A 19,342-nucleotide genomic window follows, 5' to 3' on the forward strand; every position below is an offset into this window, starting at 1 on the left:
ATCAGCGCTTTTCAGGGGCAATGAAAGTGGCTTTATAGGTTGCTGACTCGGTTCCGTTAACATCACGGACTGTCATGGTGAATGGTGTGCTGCCCGGAGGAACTGCGGTCTTAGGCAGGACAACGAACACTTTCAGGGTTTTCAGACGATCCGGTTCGGCGTTGAAAATATGGCGGCCGGAACCGTCTGTTGCCTGATCGGCCACATGCACTTCTGCTTGTGACAGGCCGTCAATAATCAGCTCAAACTGGCGTGGTTCATTGACCATGTTCAGCAATTTGACCGTATAGCCGTTACGAATAGAGCCATCGGACAGCAACACATATTGCGGGTTACGATCCTGCAGAACATTGATGCCGATCCGTTCGCGCATCAGCAAAGTTGTAATCAGTGCCACACCGATCAGTGCCCAGATCGAGAAATAGAACAGGCTGCGCGGGCGGAAAATCTTGGACATTTTCAGCTGCTGCACCTTGTCATTAAAGGTGTTTTTAGCTTCATAAATCCGTGTCGGCTCAATCGGTGTTGTGCCGTTATTGGTCGCCAGCGCCATATTGGCATCATAGTCAGACAGCGTGGAATAGGAGATCAGGCCGCGCGGCTTGCCGATTTTGTCCATAACCGAGTTACAGGCATCAATACACAGCGCACAGGTGATACATTCCAGCTGCTGACCGTCGCGGATATCAATACCCATCGGGCAGACGGCCACACAGGCATTACAATCCACGCAATCGCCGACACTCTCACCGGCAGCAATGGCTTTTTTGGAATTACGGGTGCGTGGCTCACCGCGCCAGTCATTATAGGTCACTGTGAGTGAGTTTTCATCAAGCATGGCTGCCTGAATACGCGGCCAAGGACACATATAGGTACAGACCTGCTCACGCATCAGCCCGCCGAAAACATAGGTGGTGGCGGTCAGAATAGCGACGGTGATATAGGCGACCATAGCGGCCTGACCGGTCACAAATTCCATCAGCAGTGTTGGTGCGTCTGCGAAATAGAAAATCCATGCACCGCCGGTCATAACGGCAATAGCCAGCCAGATTGTATGTTTGGTGACGCGTTTTACAAGCTTATTGGCCGTCATCGGGGATTTGTCGAGTTTGATACGGGCATTGCGGTCGCCTTCAACGGCGCGCTCAACAACCAGAAACAGATCAACCCATACGGTTTGCGGGCAGGTATAGCCGCACCATGCGCGTCCCGCGACACTGGTGACAAGAAACAGGCCGATACCGGCCATAATCAGCATACCGGCTACATAGTAGAATTCCTGCGGCCAGATTTCGATGAAGAAGAAGTAGAAACGGCGATGTGCAATATCAATCAGCACCGCCTGATCAGGGGCGTAAGGCCCGCGATCCCAGCGCAGCCAAGGCGTGAGATAGTAAATGCCGAGTGTGATGAACATGATAATCCACTTGAAACGGCGGAAATCACCACTCGCTCGTTTCGGGAAAACCTTGACACGCGCGGCATACAGAGAGCCGCGTTTCTCAGACGAATTCACCGCCTGCGCATCGATACGTTCAAATTCACCAACATCTGACATGGTACACTCCGGGGGCTAGAGCTGTTTGCGTTCAGATTGGAGTATGGCGCTTGCTCTAGATTCTTTATTTCATCGCATTAACACTGCGCTCATTGAGGGCATTTGAGCGCGGAATGCTTAAGGGCAGTCTGAAAACTGAAATGGTTTTATAAAACTGCACTCAAATCACTCAGAGCGGGTTCCGGTTATCGGTACAGAAATCCGCGCTGAGTTTCTAAGGTTTCATCAGAGCCCCGTTTTTCAGATTATATCTGCGGGGCTTGCTGATTTTTTGAGCACCGGCCGGAATATTTTACACCAATATTTTACACCGGCCGGCCATGACTTGAAACAGGGCGTTTTTACTCACCGCCACCCAGAGAGTGGACATAGATAGCCAGCTGTTTCACAGTTGTGTCGCCCAGACGGCCTTCCCATGCAGGCATTACACCATGCTTGGGATTTCTCACCTGTTTGGCAATTTCCGCTTCACCGGAACCGTAGAACCAGATCGCATCGGTCAGATTTGGCGCACCGAATTCCTTGTTGCCCTTGGCATTTTCGCCATGACAGGCCGCGCAGTTTTCAGCAAAAACCTGTTTGCCTGCGGGTATAAGGCTTGCATCATGCGGTGTCGATGTCAGGCTGGTGACATAGGCCGCCACATCACGGATCTGTTGTGGCTCAAGAATGTCGCCATAGGCAGGCATTTCGGAGATGCGTGTTTCTTCGTCATCCTTGGAGCGCACGCCGTGGCGTACAGTCTGCAGGATTTCATCAATAGAACCGCCCCACAACCAGTCATCATCGTTCAGGTTCGGATAGCCTGGCGCGCCCTGCGCACCGGAACCGTGACACTGAACACAGTTCACACGGAATGCCGCTGCACCACCTGCAATTGCAAACTGGTTAAGCTGCGGATCAGCTATAATTTCCTGAACGGATTTTTCTTTAATAGCTGCCAGAATATCCTGACGTTCACCCTGAATTTTGGTGTTTTCTTTCCAGAAATCACCACGGCTCGACCATTCCAGAAGACCGGATGTGGCGCCGTTGATGAGCGGCCATGCCGGATAGGCAACGGTATAGGCAATCGCCCAGACAATGGTGGCATAATAGGCATAGAGCCACCAGCGTGGCATCGGATTATCAAGTTCCTTGATGCCGTCCCATTCGTGGCCGGTTGTTTCAACGCCTGTTACATCGTCAATTTGCTTATCAGTCATTGTTTTCGTCCTTGAACGGAATGGCTTTCGCAGCATCGGCAGCCTGTTTGCTGCCTGGACGGAAGGCGAAGAAGACAACAAAGAGGAAGAAGAGGAACATGCCTAACAGCCCCCAGCTGTCGGCAAAGTGGCGCATGGTCGTATAATCCATGATGAACCTCCTTAACGCGACTTCGGTGACTGGTCGTAAGTTGAGAAATCAACCAGAGTACCCAGCATCTGCAGATAGGCAACAAGCGCATCCATTTCGCTGACAACCTTCGGATTACCATCGAAATCGCCGGTCTTGGCTTTAGGGTAGCGGGCAAGCAGAGCCTCCGTATCGGCTTCCGGATCAGCCTGCGCCTTCATATCCGCCAATGCATTGTCGACCATTTCCTGATTATAAGGCACGCCGACAGCAATATTGGCTTTCAGATTGCCGGTAATGCCGGACATATTCAGCGGCGTGTTCATCAGGAATGCATAGCTCGGCATAACCGATTCAGGCACCACATCGCGCGGCTCAATCAGATGCTGAACATGCCATTCATTCGAGTAGCGGCCGCCGACACGGGCAAGATCAGGTCCTGTACGTTTCGAGCCCCACTGGAACGAATGGTCATACATGCTTTCAGCTGCAAGGCTGTAATGGCCGTAGCGCTCCACTTCATCGCGGAACGGACGGATCATCTGCGAATGGCAGGTATAGCAGCCTTCGCGGATATAAATGTCACGGCCTGCTAGCTCCAGAGGAGAGTAGGGGCGCATGCCCTCTACTTTCTCAATGGTATTTTGCAGGTAAAACAGCGGGGCAATTTCCACGATACCGCCGACAGTGACCACAACCAGCGAACCGATCAGCAGTAAAGTAGCGTTTTTTTCAATCAGCGAGTGTTTTTTGAGAATAGACATAACTCACCTGCTCCTTATTCTGCCGGTTTCAAATACGGGCCGGTATTGGTGTCTGAGATTGGTGTCGAGCCCGGAATTGCGGCCTCCTCTCTCAAATCACCCTTGATGGTCTTGTAGACGTTCCATGCCATCACAAGTCCGCCCGCCAGATACATCGTGCCGCCAAGTGTACGGATGACATAGTAAGGGAACATTGCGAGTACTGTTTCGGCGAAGGAGTAAACCAGGAAGCCCTGATCGTCATATTCGCGCCACATCAGACCCTGCTGGATACCGGCAACCCACATGGAAGCGGCATAGAGCACGATACCAAGTGTAGCCAGCCAGAAGTGCCAGTTGACCATGCGTACGGAATAGAGACGCTCACGGTTCCACAGACGCGGTACAAGGAAGTACACAGCCGCAAAAGTGATCATACCATTCCAGCCGAGCGCACCCGCATGAACGTGACCGATGGTCCAGTCTGTATAGTGCGACAGCGAGTTAACAGCTTTAACCGACATCAGCGGGCCTTCGAAGGTCGCCATACCGTAGAAGGCAATAGCAGCAACCATCAGGCGGACAACCGGATCAGTACGGATTTTATCCCATGCGCCGGAAAGCGTCATCAGACCGTTGATCATACCACCCCAGGACGGCATCCACAGAACGATGGAGAAGACCATGCCGAGTGTCTGCGCCCAGTCAGGCAGCGCTGTATAATGCAGGTGGTGAGGACCGGCCCAGATATAGAGGAAGATGATCGACCAGAAGTGCACAATCGACAGACGGTAGGAATAGACCGGACGATTGACCTGTTTAGGCACGAAATAGTACATCATCGCGAGGAACGGCACGGTCAGGAAGAAGGCCACGGCATTATGGCCGTACCACCACTGGGTCACCGCATCCTGTACGCCGGAGAAAGCCGAATAGCTCTTCACACCGAGGAAAGAGACAGGAATTGCCAGATTGTTGATCACATGCAGCATGGCAATGGTGATGATGAAGGAGAGGTAGAACCAGTTGGCCACATAAATGTGCGGTTCTTTACGCTTCATCAGCGTGCCCATGAAGATCACGAGATAAACAACCCAGACAATGGTCAGCCAGAGATCGACATACCATTCCGGTTCAGCATATTCACGCGACTGGGTGATGCCGAGCAGATAGCCGGTGCCTGCCATGACGATGAACAGGTTGTAGCCCCAGAAAACGAACCATGCCAGATCGCCGCCGAAAAGGCGCGCACGGCAGGTACGCTGCACCACATAGAAAGAAGTGGCGATCAGGGCGTTACCGCAGAAGGCAAAAATAACAGCTGATGTGTGAAGAGGGCGGACACGGCCAAAATTTAGCCATGGTCCCAGATTCAAATCAGGGAATGCAAGCTGCGCAGCAATGAAAACACCAACGAGGAAGCCGATAACACCCCAGAATACTGTGGCAATGACACCGTAACGGATCGGACCGTCCATATAAACGGACTGATCTTCCTTCACAGGCTTCAGACTGTAATCTGCATTACGCAGCAGTAAGACTGTAAAAATCACAAGTGTGAAAAACAGAACCCACATATGGCTTCTGAATAATGGATCATGCGTAAACCCCGCGGCCAGCAGTGCTAAAAAAGCACCGAGCCCGGAGATTACAATTCCCGCAGCGTAATTCATGAAAAATCCCCTCGCGCGCGCAACTTATCCTGCCCGCAAATTACAGAAATGCCTGCAATTCGAGCAATATAGCGGGTATTATATGCGACGGAAAAATTTAGTCATTGATTTAAATCAAGTACGGCTGGTGACAGGGTATGTATAAATGAAGCGTTTTTTGCGTGATTTTCGGCCAATTCGCAGCATATTGACGGAGATAATGGCTTCGGGTTTTGTTGTTTGCGAAATAATTTAATTATGACAATGTGATATGTAGAATTTTCTATAAATATCATAGAGTTGCCTGATAAATTCTTATATCTTTATTGCTGTATTTACAGAAATTTCTGAAATAAATGTAGGAAATTATTTAGATTTTTCAGTTCTGAACCGGATCGGGGAATAGTCGTTTAAGCTTTGAAAATTCAGCCGGAACAGGTGCGTTGCGTCTTGCTGCGCAGGGTGGGGCTGATTGTCGCTGAGGCGGTGCCGGTGGCCGTTCAGGTGCCGGTTTTAACGGTACTGTAAAGTACAGCAGGGGCTCGGATCACTCCAGTCTGGAATGATTCTCATCTCTACAGAGCTGTTTGTGCAGGTAAAATCGCAGAAAACAGTACCAATTTGGCATTGATGGTTACGTTGCCGATGTTTTTCATTATGCAAAATTGCTATCAATTTATGCAATTTTCGTCTGGTAAATTGTCAACATTTGCGGCGCGGGCTCTTGCTTTGGTACCAGTTTTTTGCAAGCATGTTCTTAACAAACAAAAATAACTGCTGACGGACTGACCGGTCAAAAGCCCGGGAGTAGCCGAACAGTACAGGGGAATAAAAAAGCCACCGGATCTCGTATGAGTGAGGCTTTTCCTCAGCTCAATCATTAACCTTCCCGATCTTCATATCGGTAGGGCTCGCTGAATTATGTCTTGTCTTCCTTGAAGGCAGGGTGCTGGGAGATAGACAGAGTATGGAATATGCAGATCTCGTCCTTGCGGGCGGGCGGATTTTTTGCGGCCTGAATGAAGGTTTTGTTGAGGCGCTTGCAATTGCTGACGGTAAGGTTCTGGCAACCGGTACTACAGCTGAGATTGAAGCACTGACCGGTGAAAAGACACGACGTGTTGATCTGGGCGGACGTGTTGCGGTGCCGGGGCTCAATGATGCCCATATGCATCTTCTTATGCTTGGCATAGGTATGAACGAGATCAATCTGCGCCCTGAATCAGGCGTGCGCAGTCTCGAAGAGATCTTCAAACGTATTGCGCAGGAAGTGGCTGTGAAACCGGCGGGTGAATGGATCCGTGGCGGCGGCTATGATCATTTTGAACTGAATGAACAGCGCCATCCGACCATTGAGGAACTGGATGCGATTGCGCCCGATCATCCGGTTTATATCACCCGTACATGCGGTCACGTTGGTATCGCCAACAGCGCAGCCATGCGTCTGGCAAATATTACCCATGACACGCCAAGTCCGTCCGGTGGTCTGATTGAAAAGCGCAATGGTAAATTGTCCGGCCTGCTCGCGGAATCCGGTATGCGTGTGGTTACGGATAAAATCCCGCCGCTGAGCCGTGATGAGTTGAAAGCCGCGATTACCCGTGCAGCCGGTTTCATGCTCTCTCAGGGTTTCACCTCTGTGATGGATGCCGCTGTCGGCATGGGCTATGGTATGGAAGAGCTTCATGCCTATGAAGAACTGGCTTCCGCCGGTGAGTTGCCAATCCGCACATGGGTCTGCATCTATGGCAATCATGACGGTATCGGCGATCAGGCGCATGCACAGGGTTTCCGTGCCAAGCGCCGGACAGGAAATCTGCGCTATGGCGCGATGAAAGTGTTCTCGGATGGCAGCGCCGGTGGCCTGACGGCCGCTATGAGTGAGCCTTATGTGGCAGGCGATCCGAATAATTTTGGTATTTTCTGCTATTCCGATGCGGAAATGCACAAGTCCCTCAAGCATTATCATGAGCTTGGCTATCAGCTGGCCATTCATGCGATTGGCGATGCGGCAATTGAACAGGTGCTGTCCGGTATTGAAAATGCCGACAGTGCGGAACATCCGATTAAAACCCGTCGTCACCGTATTGAACATTGCGGCTTCCTGAGCGACGGGCAGATTGAGCGTATGGCCAAAGCCGGTATTGATCCGGTGCCGCAGCCGATGTTCATCTATGAATTTGGTGATTTGTATGTTGCCAATCTGGGCGAAAAGCGTGCCCATGAATCCTATCCGATGCGTAAATGGATGGATGCCGGTTTGCATCCGGCAGCGTCTTCCGATGCGCCGGTCACTTCCACCAATCCGTTCCAGAATATCTATACGCTCGTCACCCGCAAGACCAAGGTCGGTTCGGTGATCGGCGGTGACCAGTGCCTGACACGGGAAGAGGCGATCCACGCTTACACGCATTTCGGTGCCTATACGCAGTTTGCGGAGCAGGACATCGGACGTCTGGTAGCGGGCATGGCGGCAGATGTTGCGGTGCTGTCGAAGGATATTTTCACCTGTGACGTGGAAGAAATCCGCAGCGATGTGGTCTGCGATATGACCGTGCTTGACGGCAAAGTCGTTTTCGAGCGGCAGGTGTAACTGTTCAGGTTCGGGGCGCGTTAGCGCGCCTTGAACCGACAGCCAGAGAAAGGCAATTTCATGCTTCGGCACACGTTACAACGTCTGCTTCTCGCTTTACCGGTCATGTTCGGTGTGCTGCTACTCGGCTTTTTGCTGATGCAGGTGGTGCCGACTGATCCGGCACAGGTGCGTGCAGGACCCACCGCGACACAGGAACTGGTTGAGGCTATCCGCCGTGATCTCGGTCTCGATCAGCCTTTGTGGAAACAGTTCTTCTATTATATCGGCCGCCTGATGCAGGGCGATCTCGGCGTTTCCATCATCAATAATGTGCCGGTCTCGCAGGAACTCAGCGCCACTATCGGCCCGACACTGGAGCTGATGGTTGCCTCCCTGATCTGGGCAATTCCTCTGGGCATTCTGCTCGGCACAGTTGGTGCTTATTATCGCGGCTCATTGCTGGATCGCTCGATCATGGCGGTGTCTGTTGCCGGTGTGTCTATCCCTGTGTTCTTTCTCGGTCTGGTTTTGGTCTGGCTGTTCGGCTTTAAATATCCGATCCTGCCATTTACCGGTCGTCTCGGACCGTTATGGACATGGGAAGGCTTCACCAGCATCATTCTGCCTGCGATCACGCTAGGCGGTGTGTTTGTCGGCCCCGTTGCCCGTATGACCCGTACATCGGTACTGGATGTGCTGGGTGCGGATCATATCCGTACTGCACGCGCTAAAGGTCTGAAAGAGCGTAAGGTTGTCACCCGTCATGCGCTGCGCAATGCGCTGGTGCCGGTGGTGACACTGATCGGCTTGCAGATCGGCTTTTTGCTCGGTGGCGCTGTGGTGGTTGAGACTGTGTTCTCATGGCCGGGCATTGGCCGTCTGGCGGTTGGCGCGATTTTGTCCAGCGATCTGCCAATGGCGCAGGGCACGATTATCGTGATGTCTCTCGGCTTTATTCTCGTCAATCTGGGCGTTGATATTCTCTACGCTGTGCTCGATCCGCGTGTGAGAGGTGCATGATGACCAGTCTTGCAAAAACAAATGTTGCGGATGCAGCGCAACCGGCAGAGCAGGAAATTGCTTTCAAGCGTGTCAGCGTATTGCGCATGCTGCTGTCCGACACCGGCTCGGTGATTGCTTTGACCCTCGTGGCACTGACCTTGTTTTGCGGTCTGTTCGCCCCGTGGCTGGCACCGGAAGACCCTTATGGCGGCAATCTCGGCATGATGCTGAAGCCGATCGGTGAGGCAGGTTATCTGCTCGGCACCGACGGGCAGGGGCGCGGCATGGTCACACGTTTGCTCTACGGCATTCGCACCACGCTGTTCATGGGCTTTGTCTCGGTATTCTTCGGTTGTGTCGTCGGCGGGATTATCGGCTTTGTGGCTGCTTATTACACCCGTTGGAGCGGCGTGCTGATGCGCTTCATGGATGTGTTGCTGTCCTTTCCGGCCATTTTGTTCGGCTTGGCAATTGCCGCAATCTTTGGTCCGGGTCTCACAGCCGTTATCATTGCGCTGTCAATTGCGACGGTGCCTTTGATGGCACGTGTGGTGCGCGGCGGTGCGATTGTGGTGCTCCAGCAGGATTACATTGAAAGTGCGCATTCGCTCGGTATGTCTGACAGCCGCATCATTTTCAAATATGTGCTGCCGAACTGCCTGTCATCGATCTTCGTGTTCGTAACCTTGCGTTTCGGGCAGGTGATCCTGCTCGGTGCGGCGCTATCCTTTATCGGCCTTGGCGCGCAACCGCCGACAGCAGAACTCGGTGCCATGGCATCGGAAGGACGCAACTTCCTGTTCTTCGCACCGCATGTCTCGGTTTTGCCAAGTCTGGTGATCTTCATTATCGTTCTGGCGTTTAACGTGCTGGGGGATTCCCTCCGTGACGCGCTCGATCCGAAATTACGTAAATAAAATCATTTTTGGCGGCGGATCACTGCACAGAACAGTGGGCGCCTCATCAGGAGGACTAAAATGAGAAAATATCTGACTGCCACTCTCGTCGCCGGTGTTGCTGCCAGTGCCGTTTTGTCCGGTGCAGCCTATGCCCAGACCAAGGCGCCATTGTCGATCCTGCGCGTGATCGATGCGGATAATTATGATCCGATCCGCTCCACCGCAACCGCTATGGTTGAAGTGATGGCCATGCTGGGCGACACGCTGGTCTCGCTCGATTTTGACATGAAAACCGTCAAGCCGGGTCTGGCGGAAGCATGGTCTGTATCTGAAGATGGTAAGACTTACACCTTCAACCTGCGTAAGGATGTGAAATTCTGCGACGGTCGCCCGATGACCGCTGCCGATGTGGTCTATACGATTGAGCGCTGGCAAAACCCAGAAAAACGCTCGCCGACTGCCTTCCGTGGCGGTAAGGTCAAGAGTGTAACCGCTAAAGACGATTACACAGTGATCTATGAGCTGGAAGAGCCGTATTCCGATCTTCTGCCGCAGCTGACCATGCCGTTCTCGACCATTGTGGACAAAGCAACCGTTGAAAAACTGGGTGAGAATTTCGGTGTGCAGGGCTTCAACGGTACCGGCCCTTATTGCTGGGTCAGCTGGCAGCCGCGTCAGGAACTGAAGCTCAAGAAAAACCCGAATTACACATGGGGACCGTCTTTCTATAAAAATCCAAGCCCGCAGGTCGATGAGATCGTCTGGCGCGTGATCCCTGAAGCCAATACGCTGATGGCCGCAATTCAGGCGCGTCAGGCGGATATGACCTATTACATGCCGCCGATTGCGCTGACCACGATGGAAAGCATGCCGGGCATTAATGTTTCCAAACAGGAAAACTATATCTATGACATGTTCATGGGCTTCAAGATCGATAAGCCTGTGGTGTCCGATCCTGTGATCCGTAAAGCCGTGAATATGGCGACCAATAAAGCGGCAATTACTCAGGCGGTTTATTTCGGCCATGGTAAGGAAATGAAGTCGCTCGTTAATCCGGCGATTATTGATTTCGATCCTGAATCCGCAAAACTGATGCCTGCTTTTGATCAGGATGCAGCCAATAAAATGCTGGAAGAAGCCGGCTGGAAAATGGGCGGCGACGGTATCCGTGAGAAAGACGGCCAGAAAGCCACGTTCCTTGTCTATGGTCTGCGCAATGCAACCAACCCGACTGTGAGTGAGGCCATGCAGGCTGATCTGCGCAAGATCGGCATCGACATGAAAATCCAGCTATGGGATGCAACTGTCGGCTGGGGCAAGATGGCAACGCAGGAATTTGATGCGTTCTATATGAACTATCCGGCGCTGACCGCTCTTGAAGCGATTGGTCTCTACTTCCCGAGCCGTCAGGCACCGACACCAAACCGCATGAACTGGAAAGATCCGGCAACGGATGAGCTGATCCGCAAGGCAGCAACCACCACCAGCAAGGAAGAGCGTCACGAAGCGCTGGCAACTCTGCAGCGTAACCTGACCGAGGCCAATGTCTGGGTCACGCTGTCGTCCGAGCCGATGTGGCTGATTTCCGGTGATCGCGTGGAAGGTGCCAAGGCACACGGTATCTATGGTGCCGGTATCTATAAAGGTCTGGATATTTCTCTGAAACGCTAAAAACAAAAACAGGCGCGGCTCATGAGCCGCGCCTGCACAATCTGTAATTCAGGCGCAGGGGAGTGATGCGGTGAGTGTAACAGTTATCAGAAACGCGGATATTGTCGTTGCATGGGATAAGGACAGCCAAAGCCATATCTATGTGAAAAATGCCGATGTCGCTTTTGAAAACGGTAAGCTGACTTTTGTTGGTAAAGGTTATACCGGTGCTGCTGATGCAGAACAGGACGGCCGTGGCTTTATGGTCATGCCGGGTCTGGTCAATATTCATTCCCATCCTGCAAGCGAGCCGCTGAATAAGAGCATTCTCGATGAACTCGGTTCACCGGGGCTGTATAATTCCGCGCTTTATGAATTCATGCCGATCATCCGTCCTGATGCTGAAGGTGCTGAAGCGGCATGGAAAGTCGCCTATGCGGAATTGCTGAAATCCGGCGTCACAACACTGGCTGATCTCTCCGTAGCGCATCCGTCATGGATTGATCTGGCAGGGCAAAGCGGTTTGCGTGTCTGCATCACGCCGATGTTCCGTACTGCGCGCTGGTACACCAAAAACGGTCATGTGGTTGAATATGAATGGGACGAGGCCGTTGGCGAAAAAGCCATGGCACAGGCATTGGAAATGGTGGATGCCGCTGAAGCGCATCCGTCCGGTCGTCTGTTCTCGATGCTCTGTCCGGCACAGATCGACACCTGCAGCGAAGGCCTGATCAAAGAGAGCTATGCGGAAGCGCAACGCCGCAAAATTCCGTGGCAGATTCATGCCGCACAATCGACCGTTGAGTTTCATGAAATTACCCGCCGTCACGGCGTATCGCCGGTGCAATGGCTGGAGCAGCTTAATGTGCTGGGCGAGACCAGCATTGTTAGTCACGGGATTTTCCTCGACGATTATCCGCGCAATAGCTGGCATACGCGCCGCGATCTTGATCTGCTGGTGGAAACGCGCACAGCAGTAGCCCATTGCCCGACTGTGTTTATGCGCCGTGGCATAGCCATGCGTGATTTTGGCCGTTATCTGCGTGCCGGTGTGCGTCTTGGTATCGGCACTGACACCTATCCGCATAATATGCTCGAAGAGATGCGCCATGTCGGTTACGTGGCGCGGATGATGGCTGAAAATCCGCGCACTGTTACGTCAGGTGAGATTTTCACCGCAGCAACGGTGGGCGGTGCCGATCTGCTCGGGCGTGATGATATCGGACGTTTAGAGGCAGGCTGCAATGCCGATCTGGTGCTGGTCAATCTCGCGCATCCGATGATGCGGCCGGGCTATGATCCGATCCGCAGCATGATCTATGCCGCAGCCGAGCGTGCCGTGGATACGGTTTATGTCGGCGGGGAGAAGGTGGTCGAGAAAGGCCAATGCCTGACGATTGATTTTGAGCAGGCAGCCGAAGACCTTCACGCCGCACAGCAACGCACAGTTCAACGGGCACCGCAGGAAGACTGGGCGAAACGCCCTGTTACTGCTTACGCCCCGCATTCATTTTCCGGCCTGAGTTAAACTGGCCAAAGCAATATTCCGGTCATATGGAAATATGACCGGCTTGGAGATGACTATATGACAGAACCGGTACTCGAAATCCGCAATCTCGTCACGGAGTTTAAAACCCCGAACGGTGTTATCCGTGCGGTGGACGGTATTTCGCTGAAAGTCGAGCGCGGCAAGACACTGGGTATTGTGGGGGAGAGCGGCTGCGGTAAATCCATGCTGTCGCTGTCTGTCATGGGGCTGGTGCCGCCACCGGGCAAGAATGCCGGCGGTGAAGTGATTTTTGAAGGACAGGATCTTCTGAAACTGTCGGCTGATGAGATGCGCAGGCTGCGTGGTAACCGCATAGCGATGATCTTTCAGGAGCCGATGACTTCGCTCAATCCGGTGCATACAATCGGCTATCAGCTGGTTGAAGCCTTACAGGCGCATCATAAAAAGCCTTACAAGGAAATGCGCGAGGAAGCGATTGAAGCGCTGCGCAAAGTGCGTATTCCTGCACCGGAACGCCGTTTTGATGAATATCCGCATCAGCTCTCCGGTGGTATGCGTCAGCGTGTAATGATTGCTATGGCGCTGGTTTGCAAACCGGTTTTGCTGATTGCCGATGAGCCGACAACAGCGCTTGATGTAACTATTCAGGCGCAGATTCTCAACCTGCTGCGCGAGCTGCAGCAGGAAACCAATATGGCCATCATCCTCATTACCCATGATCTGGGTGTGGTAGCGCAGGTCGCCGATGATGTGGCGGTCATGTATGCCGGTAAGGTGGCAGAACGCGCGTCCGTCAATGCGATTTTTAAAGACCCGCAGCACCCCTATACCATCGGTCTGATGGGCTCGATGCCGCGGATGGATGAGGATGTTGACCGTCTGGTGGCAATCAGCGGTGTCGTTCCGCCGCCGTTTCGTCTGCCGTCTGGCTGCCGGTTTAATCCGCGTTGCCCGTTTTCTGATGAGGAATGCACAGCAACTTTGCCTGCTCTGCATGAGCTCCAAGCCAATCACCTTGTTGCCTGCCATAAAGCTCCGGTGGAGGATTTCGTATGACACAACCACTTCTGGAGCTGCAGGGTATTTCCAAACATTTCCCTGTCAAAAAAGGTCTGATCCGTCAAAAAGTGGTGGGCACAGTCCGCGCCGTGGACGAAGTCTCCTTCAAGCTGATGCCGGGGGAGACTCTGGCGATTGTGGGGGAAAGCGGTTGCGGAAAATCCACCACTGCGCGTCTGGCGCTGCGTCTGCTGGAGCCGACCGCCGGTCGCGTGCTGTTCGAGGGTGAGGATGTCACCAATGCCAGCGGCACCAAGCTGCGTGATCTTCGCCGTAAAATGCAGGTGGTGTTTCAGGATCCTTATGCCAGCCTCAATCCGCGTATGACTGTGGGTGAACTGATTGCCGAGCCGATGCTGGTGCATGGTGTCGGCACCGATGCTTCACGCCGCGAAAGGGTGATTGAACTTCTGCGCCGTGTTGATCTGGCACCTTACCATGCCGCGCGCTATCCGCATGAGTTTTCCGGCGGGCAGCGCCAGCGTATCGGTATTGCCCGAGCGCTTTCACTGTCGCCGAAACTGATTGTCTGTGATGAGCCTGTCTCGGCGCTGGATGTGTCTATTCAGGCGCAGGTGGTCAATCTGCTCAAAGATTTGCAGAAAGAAATGGGACTGTCTTACCTGTTTATTTCGCACGGATTGCCGGTGGTCAAACATATGGCTGACCGTGTGGCAGTGATGTATCTCGGACAGGTGGTGGAGATTGCCGACAAGCATCAGCTATATAATAATCCGCGCCATCCTTATACGCAGGCTTTGTTGTCTGCCGCGCCACAGCCTGATCCGGCTTCGCGTGGCTCGTGGAACGTACTGGGCGGTGATGTGCCGAGCCCGCTCAATCCGCCTTCCGGTTGCCGTTTTCACACCCGTTGTCCGCTGGCTCAGGATTTGTGCAAGCAGCAAGTGCCTGAATTGAAGGATTTAGGAACCGGCCAGCAGGTCGCCTGCCATTTCGAAGCACAGGTACCTGTCTTCAAACATGCCGCGCATTTCGCTTCCGGTGCGGAGAAATTACAGCAACGTCTGGGATTGTTCGCCAAGAAACGTGCTGAAAAAGAACAGGCTGCTTAATATAATGATGTTGATACAAAACAGGCCGCTTCATTTCTGAAGCGGCCTGTTTTTTGTTCGGTGGTTATTTCCAGATTTCGCCGTCCACTTTGCCTTTCAGCTCCGGATAATCCTTGAGCGTGAAATGCGGTGTGCCAAGCTTCTGCTGGTCGAAATAATCCTTGGTCACTTTGACAACAGTGCCGGAGAGCAGCGCAATGGCGATCAGGTTGATGGTTGCCATCAGACCCATGGCTGCATCGGCAGCATTGAACACGGTGAGGATGCTTTCATAGGCACCCCAGACCACCATCAGCAATGTGGAACAACGCAACAATGTGAGCCAGAGATGTCTGCCCGCACCCAGATAAATCATGGCATTTTCCGCATAAGCGTAATTACCGATGATCGAGGTGAAGGCGAAGAAGAAGATCGCGATACTGATGAAATAGCTGCCAAACCAGCCGATATGTGCGGTCATGGCTTCCTGTGTCAGCAGCGTGCCGGTCAGGCCGGAACCCGGAACCAGCTTATGCGACAACAGGATCATGATCGCGGTTGCCGAGCAGATCAGAATTGTATCAATGAAAACGCCCAGTGCCTGCACAAAACCTTGCGAGGAAGGGTGGTGCGGGTTTGGTGTGGCGGAAGCGGCAATATTCGGCGCAGAACCCATACCGGCTTCATTGGAGAACAGCCCGCGTTTCACACCATTCATCAGAGCGCCGGTGATGCCGCCTGCCGCTGCTTCAATGCCGAAAGCGCTTTTAACAATCAGGGCAAACAGCGCAGGGACTTCAGCAATATTGGCAAGCAGCACATAGACGGCAACGCCCAGATAAATTGCCGCCATAAATGGCACAACCAGTTCGGCCACGCGGGCGATCTGACGGATACCGCCGAAAATGACGATACCGGCCAAAGCTGCAATGACGAGACCGACCAGAACTTTTGAGAAACCGAAAGAGCCGTTCATCGCATCGGCAATGGCATTGGCCTGTACGGCGTTAAAAACAAGACCGAATGCGATAATCAGGCAGACAGAAAAAATCGCCGCTGCCCACGGGGCTTTCAGACCTTTGGAAATATAGAAGGCAGGGCCGCCGCGAAACTGGCCGTCATTATCGCGGGTTTTATAAAGCTGTGCCAGCGTGCTTTCGGAATAGGCTGTGGCCATGCCGACAAAAGCGACGATCCACATCCAGAAAATAGCACCGGCACCACCCAGATAAAGCGCGACTGCCACACCGGCAATATTGCCGGTGCCGACGCGTGAGGCAAGGCTGGTGCACAGCGCCTGAAACGGAGTAATCCCGCTGTCATCGCGCTTTGGCGCACGCATGACCGAGCGGAAAAACTCGGGAAAATGGAAGATCTGAAGGAAGCCCAACCGGACCGAGAAATAAATCCCGACAGCGAGCAATCCGTAAATCAGCACATAATCCCAGAGGATCATGTTTATAAAGCTAATAATTGTATTCATCGGTATGACGCGCTCCGCTGCACCTTCGGGTGAGGTGAATATGTCGTTTTTATGATAATTATAATCTGATAAATTGGTTTTAGCTTATATTCACAGCGAATGCATGATTTTTTAAATCAGTGTGGAAATGCGCAATTTTCCGGATTTAATTTTGGTTTTTCAAAAAGATACAGCCGCTCGGTCTGTGTAAAACCGGCGGCTGTTATAAAAAATATTATCGCTGATCCGGCGTCAGAGCTTCAGCTTTACGTGACGATTCACGTCCTTATAGAGCAGATAACGGAACTTTCCGGGGCCGCCGGCATAGCAAGCCTGCGGGCAGAAAGCGCGCAGCCACATATAGTCACCGGCTTCCACCTCCACCCAGTCCTGATTGAGACGGTAGACTGCCTTGCCTTCCAGCACATAGAGGCCGTGTTCCATCACATGGGTCTCGGCAAACGGAATAATGGCACCCGGTTCAAACGTGACGATATTGACATGCATGTCATGTCGCAAATCAGACGGGTCAACAAAACGGGTGGTCGCCCATTTGCCGTCGGTGTCCGGCATGGCAACCGGCTCGACTTCGGATTCATGCTTGAAAAAGGCTTCCGGAACGTCCAGCCCGTTTACATATTCAAAGCTCTTTCTGATCCAGTGGAAGCGGGCAGGCGCATCGCTTTTGTTGCGCACAGTCCAGAGGCTTTTCGGCGGCAGAAAAGCGTAGCTGCCCGCGCGCATGGCATGATCTTTGCCGTCAAGAGTAATAACAATATTGCCCTCAACCACGAAAATACCGGCTTCGGCATCCGGATCAGGTTCAGGTCTGTCACTGCCGCCCTGCGGTTCCAGTTCCACAATATATTGCGCAAAGCTCTCGGCAAAACCGGAGAGCGGACGGGAGAGTATCCAGACGCGGGTTTTATCCCAGAATGGCAGGCATGATGTAACAATATCCATCATCACGCCTTTTGGGATAACCGCATAGGCTTCGGTGAATACGGCACGGTCGCTCAGCAATTGCGTCTGCATCGGTGCGCCGCCCTTGGGGGCGTAATAAGTGCGCTCAGTCATAATCTCTCCCGTTACTTTTACCCTCAGTGCGCAGTCAGGCCGGTTTTCGGTGTTTCTGCAAGAGGGATAACGGGATTATCATTAAAAAAGATAAATTGTCGACAATATTGTATATAATAATCCCGTTTATCTTTTCGATAAACGGGATACAGAACATCAATTATGCAAGATCAGGTCGGTCTGTGGTGATCTGACGGATCGGTGTGTTCTTCCAGAACTCCAGCTCCGGCTCGGTATTCGGTACCCACACGCCCAGACGTTCCGGCGCAATCCGATCGGTAATTGCATCCCAGCTATGGGCGAGCAGGGCTTTCTCAACGGCCAGAATATCGGCATGGCTGTCGAAATAGTCGAGTGCTTCCTGTAACCCGCCGAGAATAGTGGCGCTGAAAGTATTGAGTGAGGCGAGGCGGCGCATTTCCGGTGCAATATCTTTCACTTGCTGTAGCACCTGACGGGTAAAGCCGGTGAGTATGCACTGATCTTCCATGCCCTGCGCACGGATAATCTGCACAGCCGCATCGGTCAGACCGTCATAGAGATCGCCATTGACGCGGTTCTTCAGTTCCACATGTAATTCCATACCGGTCGGTTTGAAGATTTCCAGAACCTCTTCAAACAACGGAATATGCTCATCCATGCTTTCACGCAAAATCGTGTTCTTACGTGCCTGTTTGGAGAGTTCTGCCACATCGCCGATGCCATGGGTGGTGCGCTCCAAAGTCGGATCATGCAGCACAACCACTTCACCGGCATTGGTCAGGTGCAAATCAAATTCCACACCGGCAATATTGAGTTCAGCGGTTTTGCAAAAACCGGAGAGTGAATTTTCAGGCCAGAGATTACGCGCGCCGCGATGGCCGATAATACGTGTCATTGTCTTGCTTTCTGTTATCGAATAGTCGGGTCGAGCTTGTCACGCAGCCAGTCACCAAGAATGGAAATCGACAGCGTGGTGAACATGATCACAAAGGCCGGTGCCAGCATGATCCACGGCGCGGTTGTCAGATATTCACGGCCGTAGCCGACCATATTGCCGAGGCTGGATTTCGGCGGCTGCACGCCAAGACCTAAGAAAGACAGGCTGCTTTCCAGCAGAATGATTTCGGGGAAAGTCAGGGTCATGGAGACGATCAGAGTCGAGGCAATATTCGGCAGGATATGGCGCAGATAAACCCATGATTGCTTAGCACCAAGCTGCGTGACTGCGGCGGCATAGCCTTGCGAGCTGGCAGAAATCGCCAGACCGCGGGCAATACGCGCATAGCGCTCCCAGCCGTAAAGCCCCATCAGGCAAACCAGCAACACCATGGAATTGCCGAAGAAGGCCAGCACGGACAGAGCGAGGATCAGGAATGGCAGTGCCGCCTGAAAGTCGGCCAGTGTCAGCACTACCTGCTCCACAGTTTTGCGGAAATTGGCGGCGAGAAAGCCGACGGTGGTACCGAGCAAGGTAGAAATAATCGTGGCACCAAAGGCGATAAGCAGCGAAACGCGGATGGATTCAATCAGGCGGGATAATACATCACGCCCCACCTCATCTGTGCCGAGCCAGTGTTGCGGGTGACCGGGCATCACAAGGCGGCTTTTGAGGTCCATCGCCGTAATGCTGTAGGGTCTTATCCAGTCAGCTGCGATAGCGATGATAATCATTACTGCAAACCAGACAAGCGACAGCATCACCAGTAAAGGTATGCGTTTCTTTTTGCGTTGATGGACATTGACCACGGGAACGGCGGCACTGTCACTGATTGAGAGTTCAGACATC

Annotated in this window: 16 protein-coding genes; 7 read left to right on the forward strand and 9 right to left on the reverse strand. The window is 52.8% G+C overall.

Annotated features, from left to right (window positions below; all coding sequences use genetic code 11):
• Nucleotide 1: 1 nt before the first annotated feature.
• The 5 genes from ccoG to ccoN all read right to left on the reverse strand — a co-directional run bounded on the left by ccoG (nt 2) and on the right by ccoN (nt 5,309).
• Complete coding sequence (gene ccoG, locus K1X45_RS12205) at nt 2-1,558, reverse strand: cytochrome c oxidase accessory protein CcoG (RefSeq protein ID WP_022710274.1); 1,557 nt, start codon at nt 1,556-1,558, stop codon at nt 2-4.
• A gap of 341 nt (nt 1,559-1,899) precedes the next feature.
• Nucleotides 1,900-2,763, reverse strand: a complete 864-nt coding sequence (gene ccoP, locus K1X45_RS12210; RefSeq protein WP_022710273.1) for a cytochrome-c oxidase, cbb3-type subunit III — start codon at nt 2,761-2,763, stop codon at nt 1,900-1,902.
• Complete coding sequence (locus tag K1X45_RS12215; RefSeq protein ID WP_022710272.1) at nt 2,756-2,914, reverse strand: CcoQ/FixQ family Cbb3-type cytochrome c oxidase assembly chaperone; 159 nt, start codon at nt 2,912-2,914, stop codon at nt 2,756-2,758. Before K1X45_RS12215 ends, ccoP begins: the two co-directional genes overlap by 8 nt.
• Before the next feature lie 11 nt (nt 2,915-2,925).
• Complete coding sequence (gene ccoO, locus K1X45_RS12220) at nt 2,926-3,657, reverse strand: cytochrome-c oxidase, cbb3-type subunit II (protein WP_022710271.1); 732 nt, start codon at nt 3,655-3,657, stop codon at nt 2,926-2,928.
• Between the two features lie 14 nt (nt 3,658-3,671).
• The gene (ccoN, locus tag K1X45_RS12225) at nt 3,672-5,309 is read right to left on the reverse strand and encodes a cytochrome-c oxidase, cbb3-type subunit I (protein ID WP_022710270.1); all 1,638 of its coding nucleotides are present in this window, start codon (nt 5,307-5,309) and stop codon (nt 3,672-3,674) included.
• A 946-nt stretch (nt 5,310-6,255) separates the two neighbouring features.
• Between ccoN and K1X45_RS12230 the strand changes: the two genes are divergently transcribed.
• The 7 genes from K1X45_RS12230 to K1X45_RS12260 all read left to right on the forward strand — a co-directional run bounded on the left by K1X45_RS12230 (nt 6,256) and on the right by K1X45_RS12260 (nt 15,056).
• On the forward strand, nt 6,256-7,881 hold the full coding sequence (locus tag K1X45_RS12230) for an amidohydrolase (protein ID WP_220158971.1): 1,626 nt from the start codon (nt 6,256-6,258) through the stop codon (nt 7,879-7,881).
• Between the two features lie 60 nt (nt 7,882-7,941).
• Nucleotides 7,942-8,883 (forward strand): ABC transporter permease, encoded by a 942-nt coding sequence (locus K1X45_RS12235; RefSeq protein WP_220158972.1) that lies wholly within the window; start codon nt 7,942-7,944, stop codon nt 8,881-8,883.
• Entirely contained in the window at nt 8,880-9,782 is a 903-nt protein-coding gene (locus K1X45_RS12240; RefSeq protein WP_028233467.1) for an ABC transporter permease, read from the forward strand. Before K1X45_RS12235 ends, K1X45_RS12240 begins: the two co-directional genes overlap by 4 nt.
• A gap of 60 nt (nt 9,783-9,842) precedes the next feature.
• Nucleotides 9,843-11,435 carry an ABC transporter substrate-binding protein gene (locus K1X45_RS12245; RefSeq protein WP_220158973.1) on the forward strand — a complete coding sequence of 531 codons (1,593 nt, stop codon included), beginning with the start codon at nt 9,843-9,845 and terminating at the stop codon, nt 11,433-11,435.
• 70 nt (nt 11,436-11,505) lie between these two features.
• Nucleotides 11,506-12,942 (forward strand): amidohydrolase family protein, encoded by a 1,437-nt coding sequence (locus tag K1X45_RS12250; RefSeq protein ID WP_255560409.1) that lies wholly within the window; start codon nt 11,506-11,508, stop codon nt 12,940-12,942.
• Between the two features lie 57 nt (nt 12,943-12,999).
• Nucleotides 13,000-13,980 (forward strand): ABC transporter ATP-binding protein, encoded by a 981-nt coding sequence (locus K1X45_RS12255; protein ID WP_022710263.1) that lies wholly within the window; start codon nt 13,000-13,002, stop codon nt 13,978-13,980.
• Nucleotides 13,977-15,056 carry an ABC transporter ATP-binding protein gene (locus tag K1X45_RS12260; RefSeq protein WP_075654177.1) on the forward strand — a complete coding sequence of 360 codons (1,080 nt, stop codon included), beginning with the start codon at nt 13,977-13,979 and terminating at the stop codon, nt 15,054-15,056. Before K1X45_RS12255 ends, K1X45_RS12260 begins: the two co-directional genes overlap by 4 nt.
• Before the next feature lie 64 nt (nt 15,057-15,120).
• On the opposite strand, the gene K1X45_RS12265 is transcribed toward K1X45_RS12260, so the two are convergent.
• The 4 genes from K1X45_RS12265 to K1X45_RS12280 form a co-directional block, all read right to left on the reverse strand.
• Complete coding sequence (locus K1X45_RS12265) at nt 15,121-16,518, reverse strand: sodium:alanine symporter family protein (protein WP_220158974.1); 1,398 nt, start codon at nt 16,516-16,518, stop codon at nt 15,121-15,123.
• A gap of 231 nt (nt 16,519-16,749) precedes the next feature.
• Entirely contained in the window at nt 16,750-17,574 is an 825-nt protein-coding gene (locus tag K1X45_RS12270) for a bifunctional allantoicase/(S)-ureidoglycine aminohydrolase (protein WP_213596367.1), read from the reverse strand.
• Nucleotides 17,575-17,734: 160 nt separating this feature from the next.
• Nucleotides 17,735-18,451: a glycerophosphodiester phosphodiesterase family protein gene (locus K1X45_RS12275; protein WP_220158975.1), complete on the reverse strand. Its 717-nt coding sequence runs from the start codon at nt 18,449-18,451 to the stop codon at nt 17,735-17,737.
• A gap of 14 nt (nt 18,452-18,465) precedes the next feature.
• Nucleotides 18,466-19,341 (reverse strand): ABC transporter permease, encoded by an 876-nt coding sequence (locus K1X45_RS12280; protein ID WP_220158976.1) that lies wholly within the window; start codon nt 19,339-19,341, stop codon nt 18,466-18,468.
• Nucleotide 19,342: the final 1 nt, after the last annotated feature.

Origin of the sequence: Pseudochrobactrum sp. Wa41.01b-1, from assembly GCF_019464455.1 — a bacterium.
Taxonomy (GTDB): Bacteria; Pseudomonadota; Alphaproteobacteria; order Rhizobiales; family Rhizobiaceae; genus Pseudochrobactrum; species Pseudochrobactrum saccharolyticum.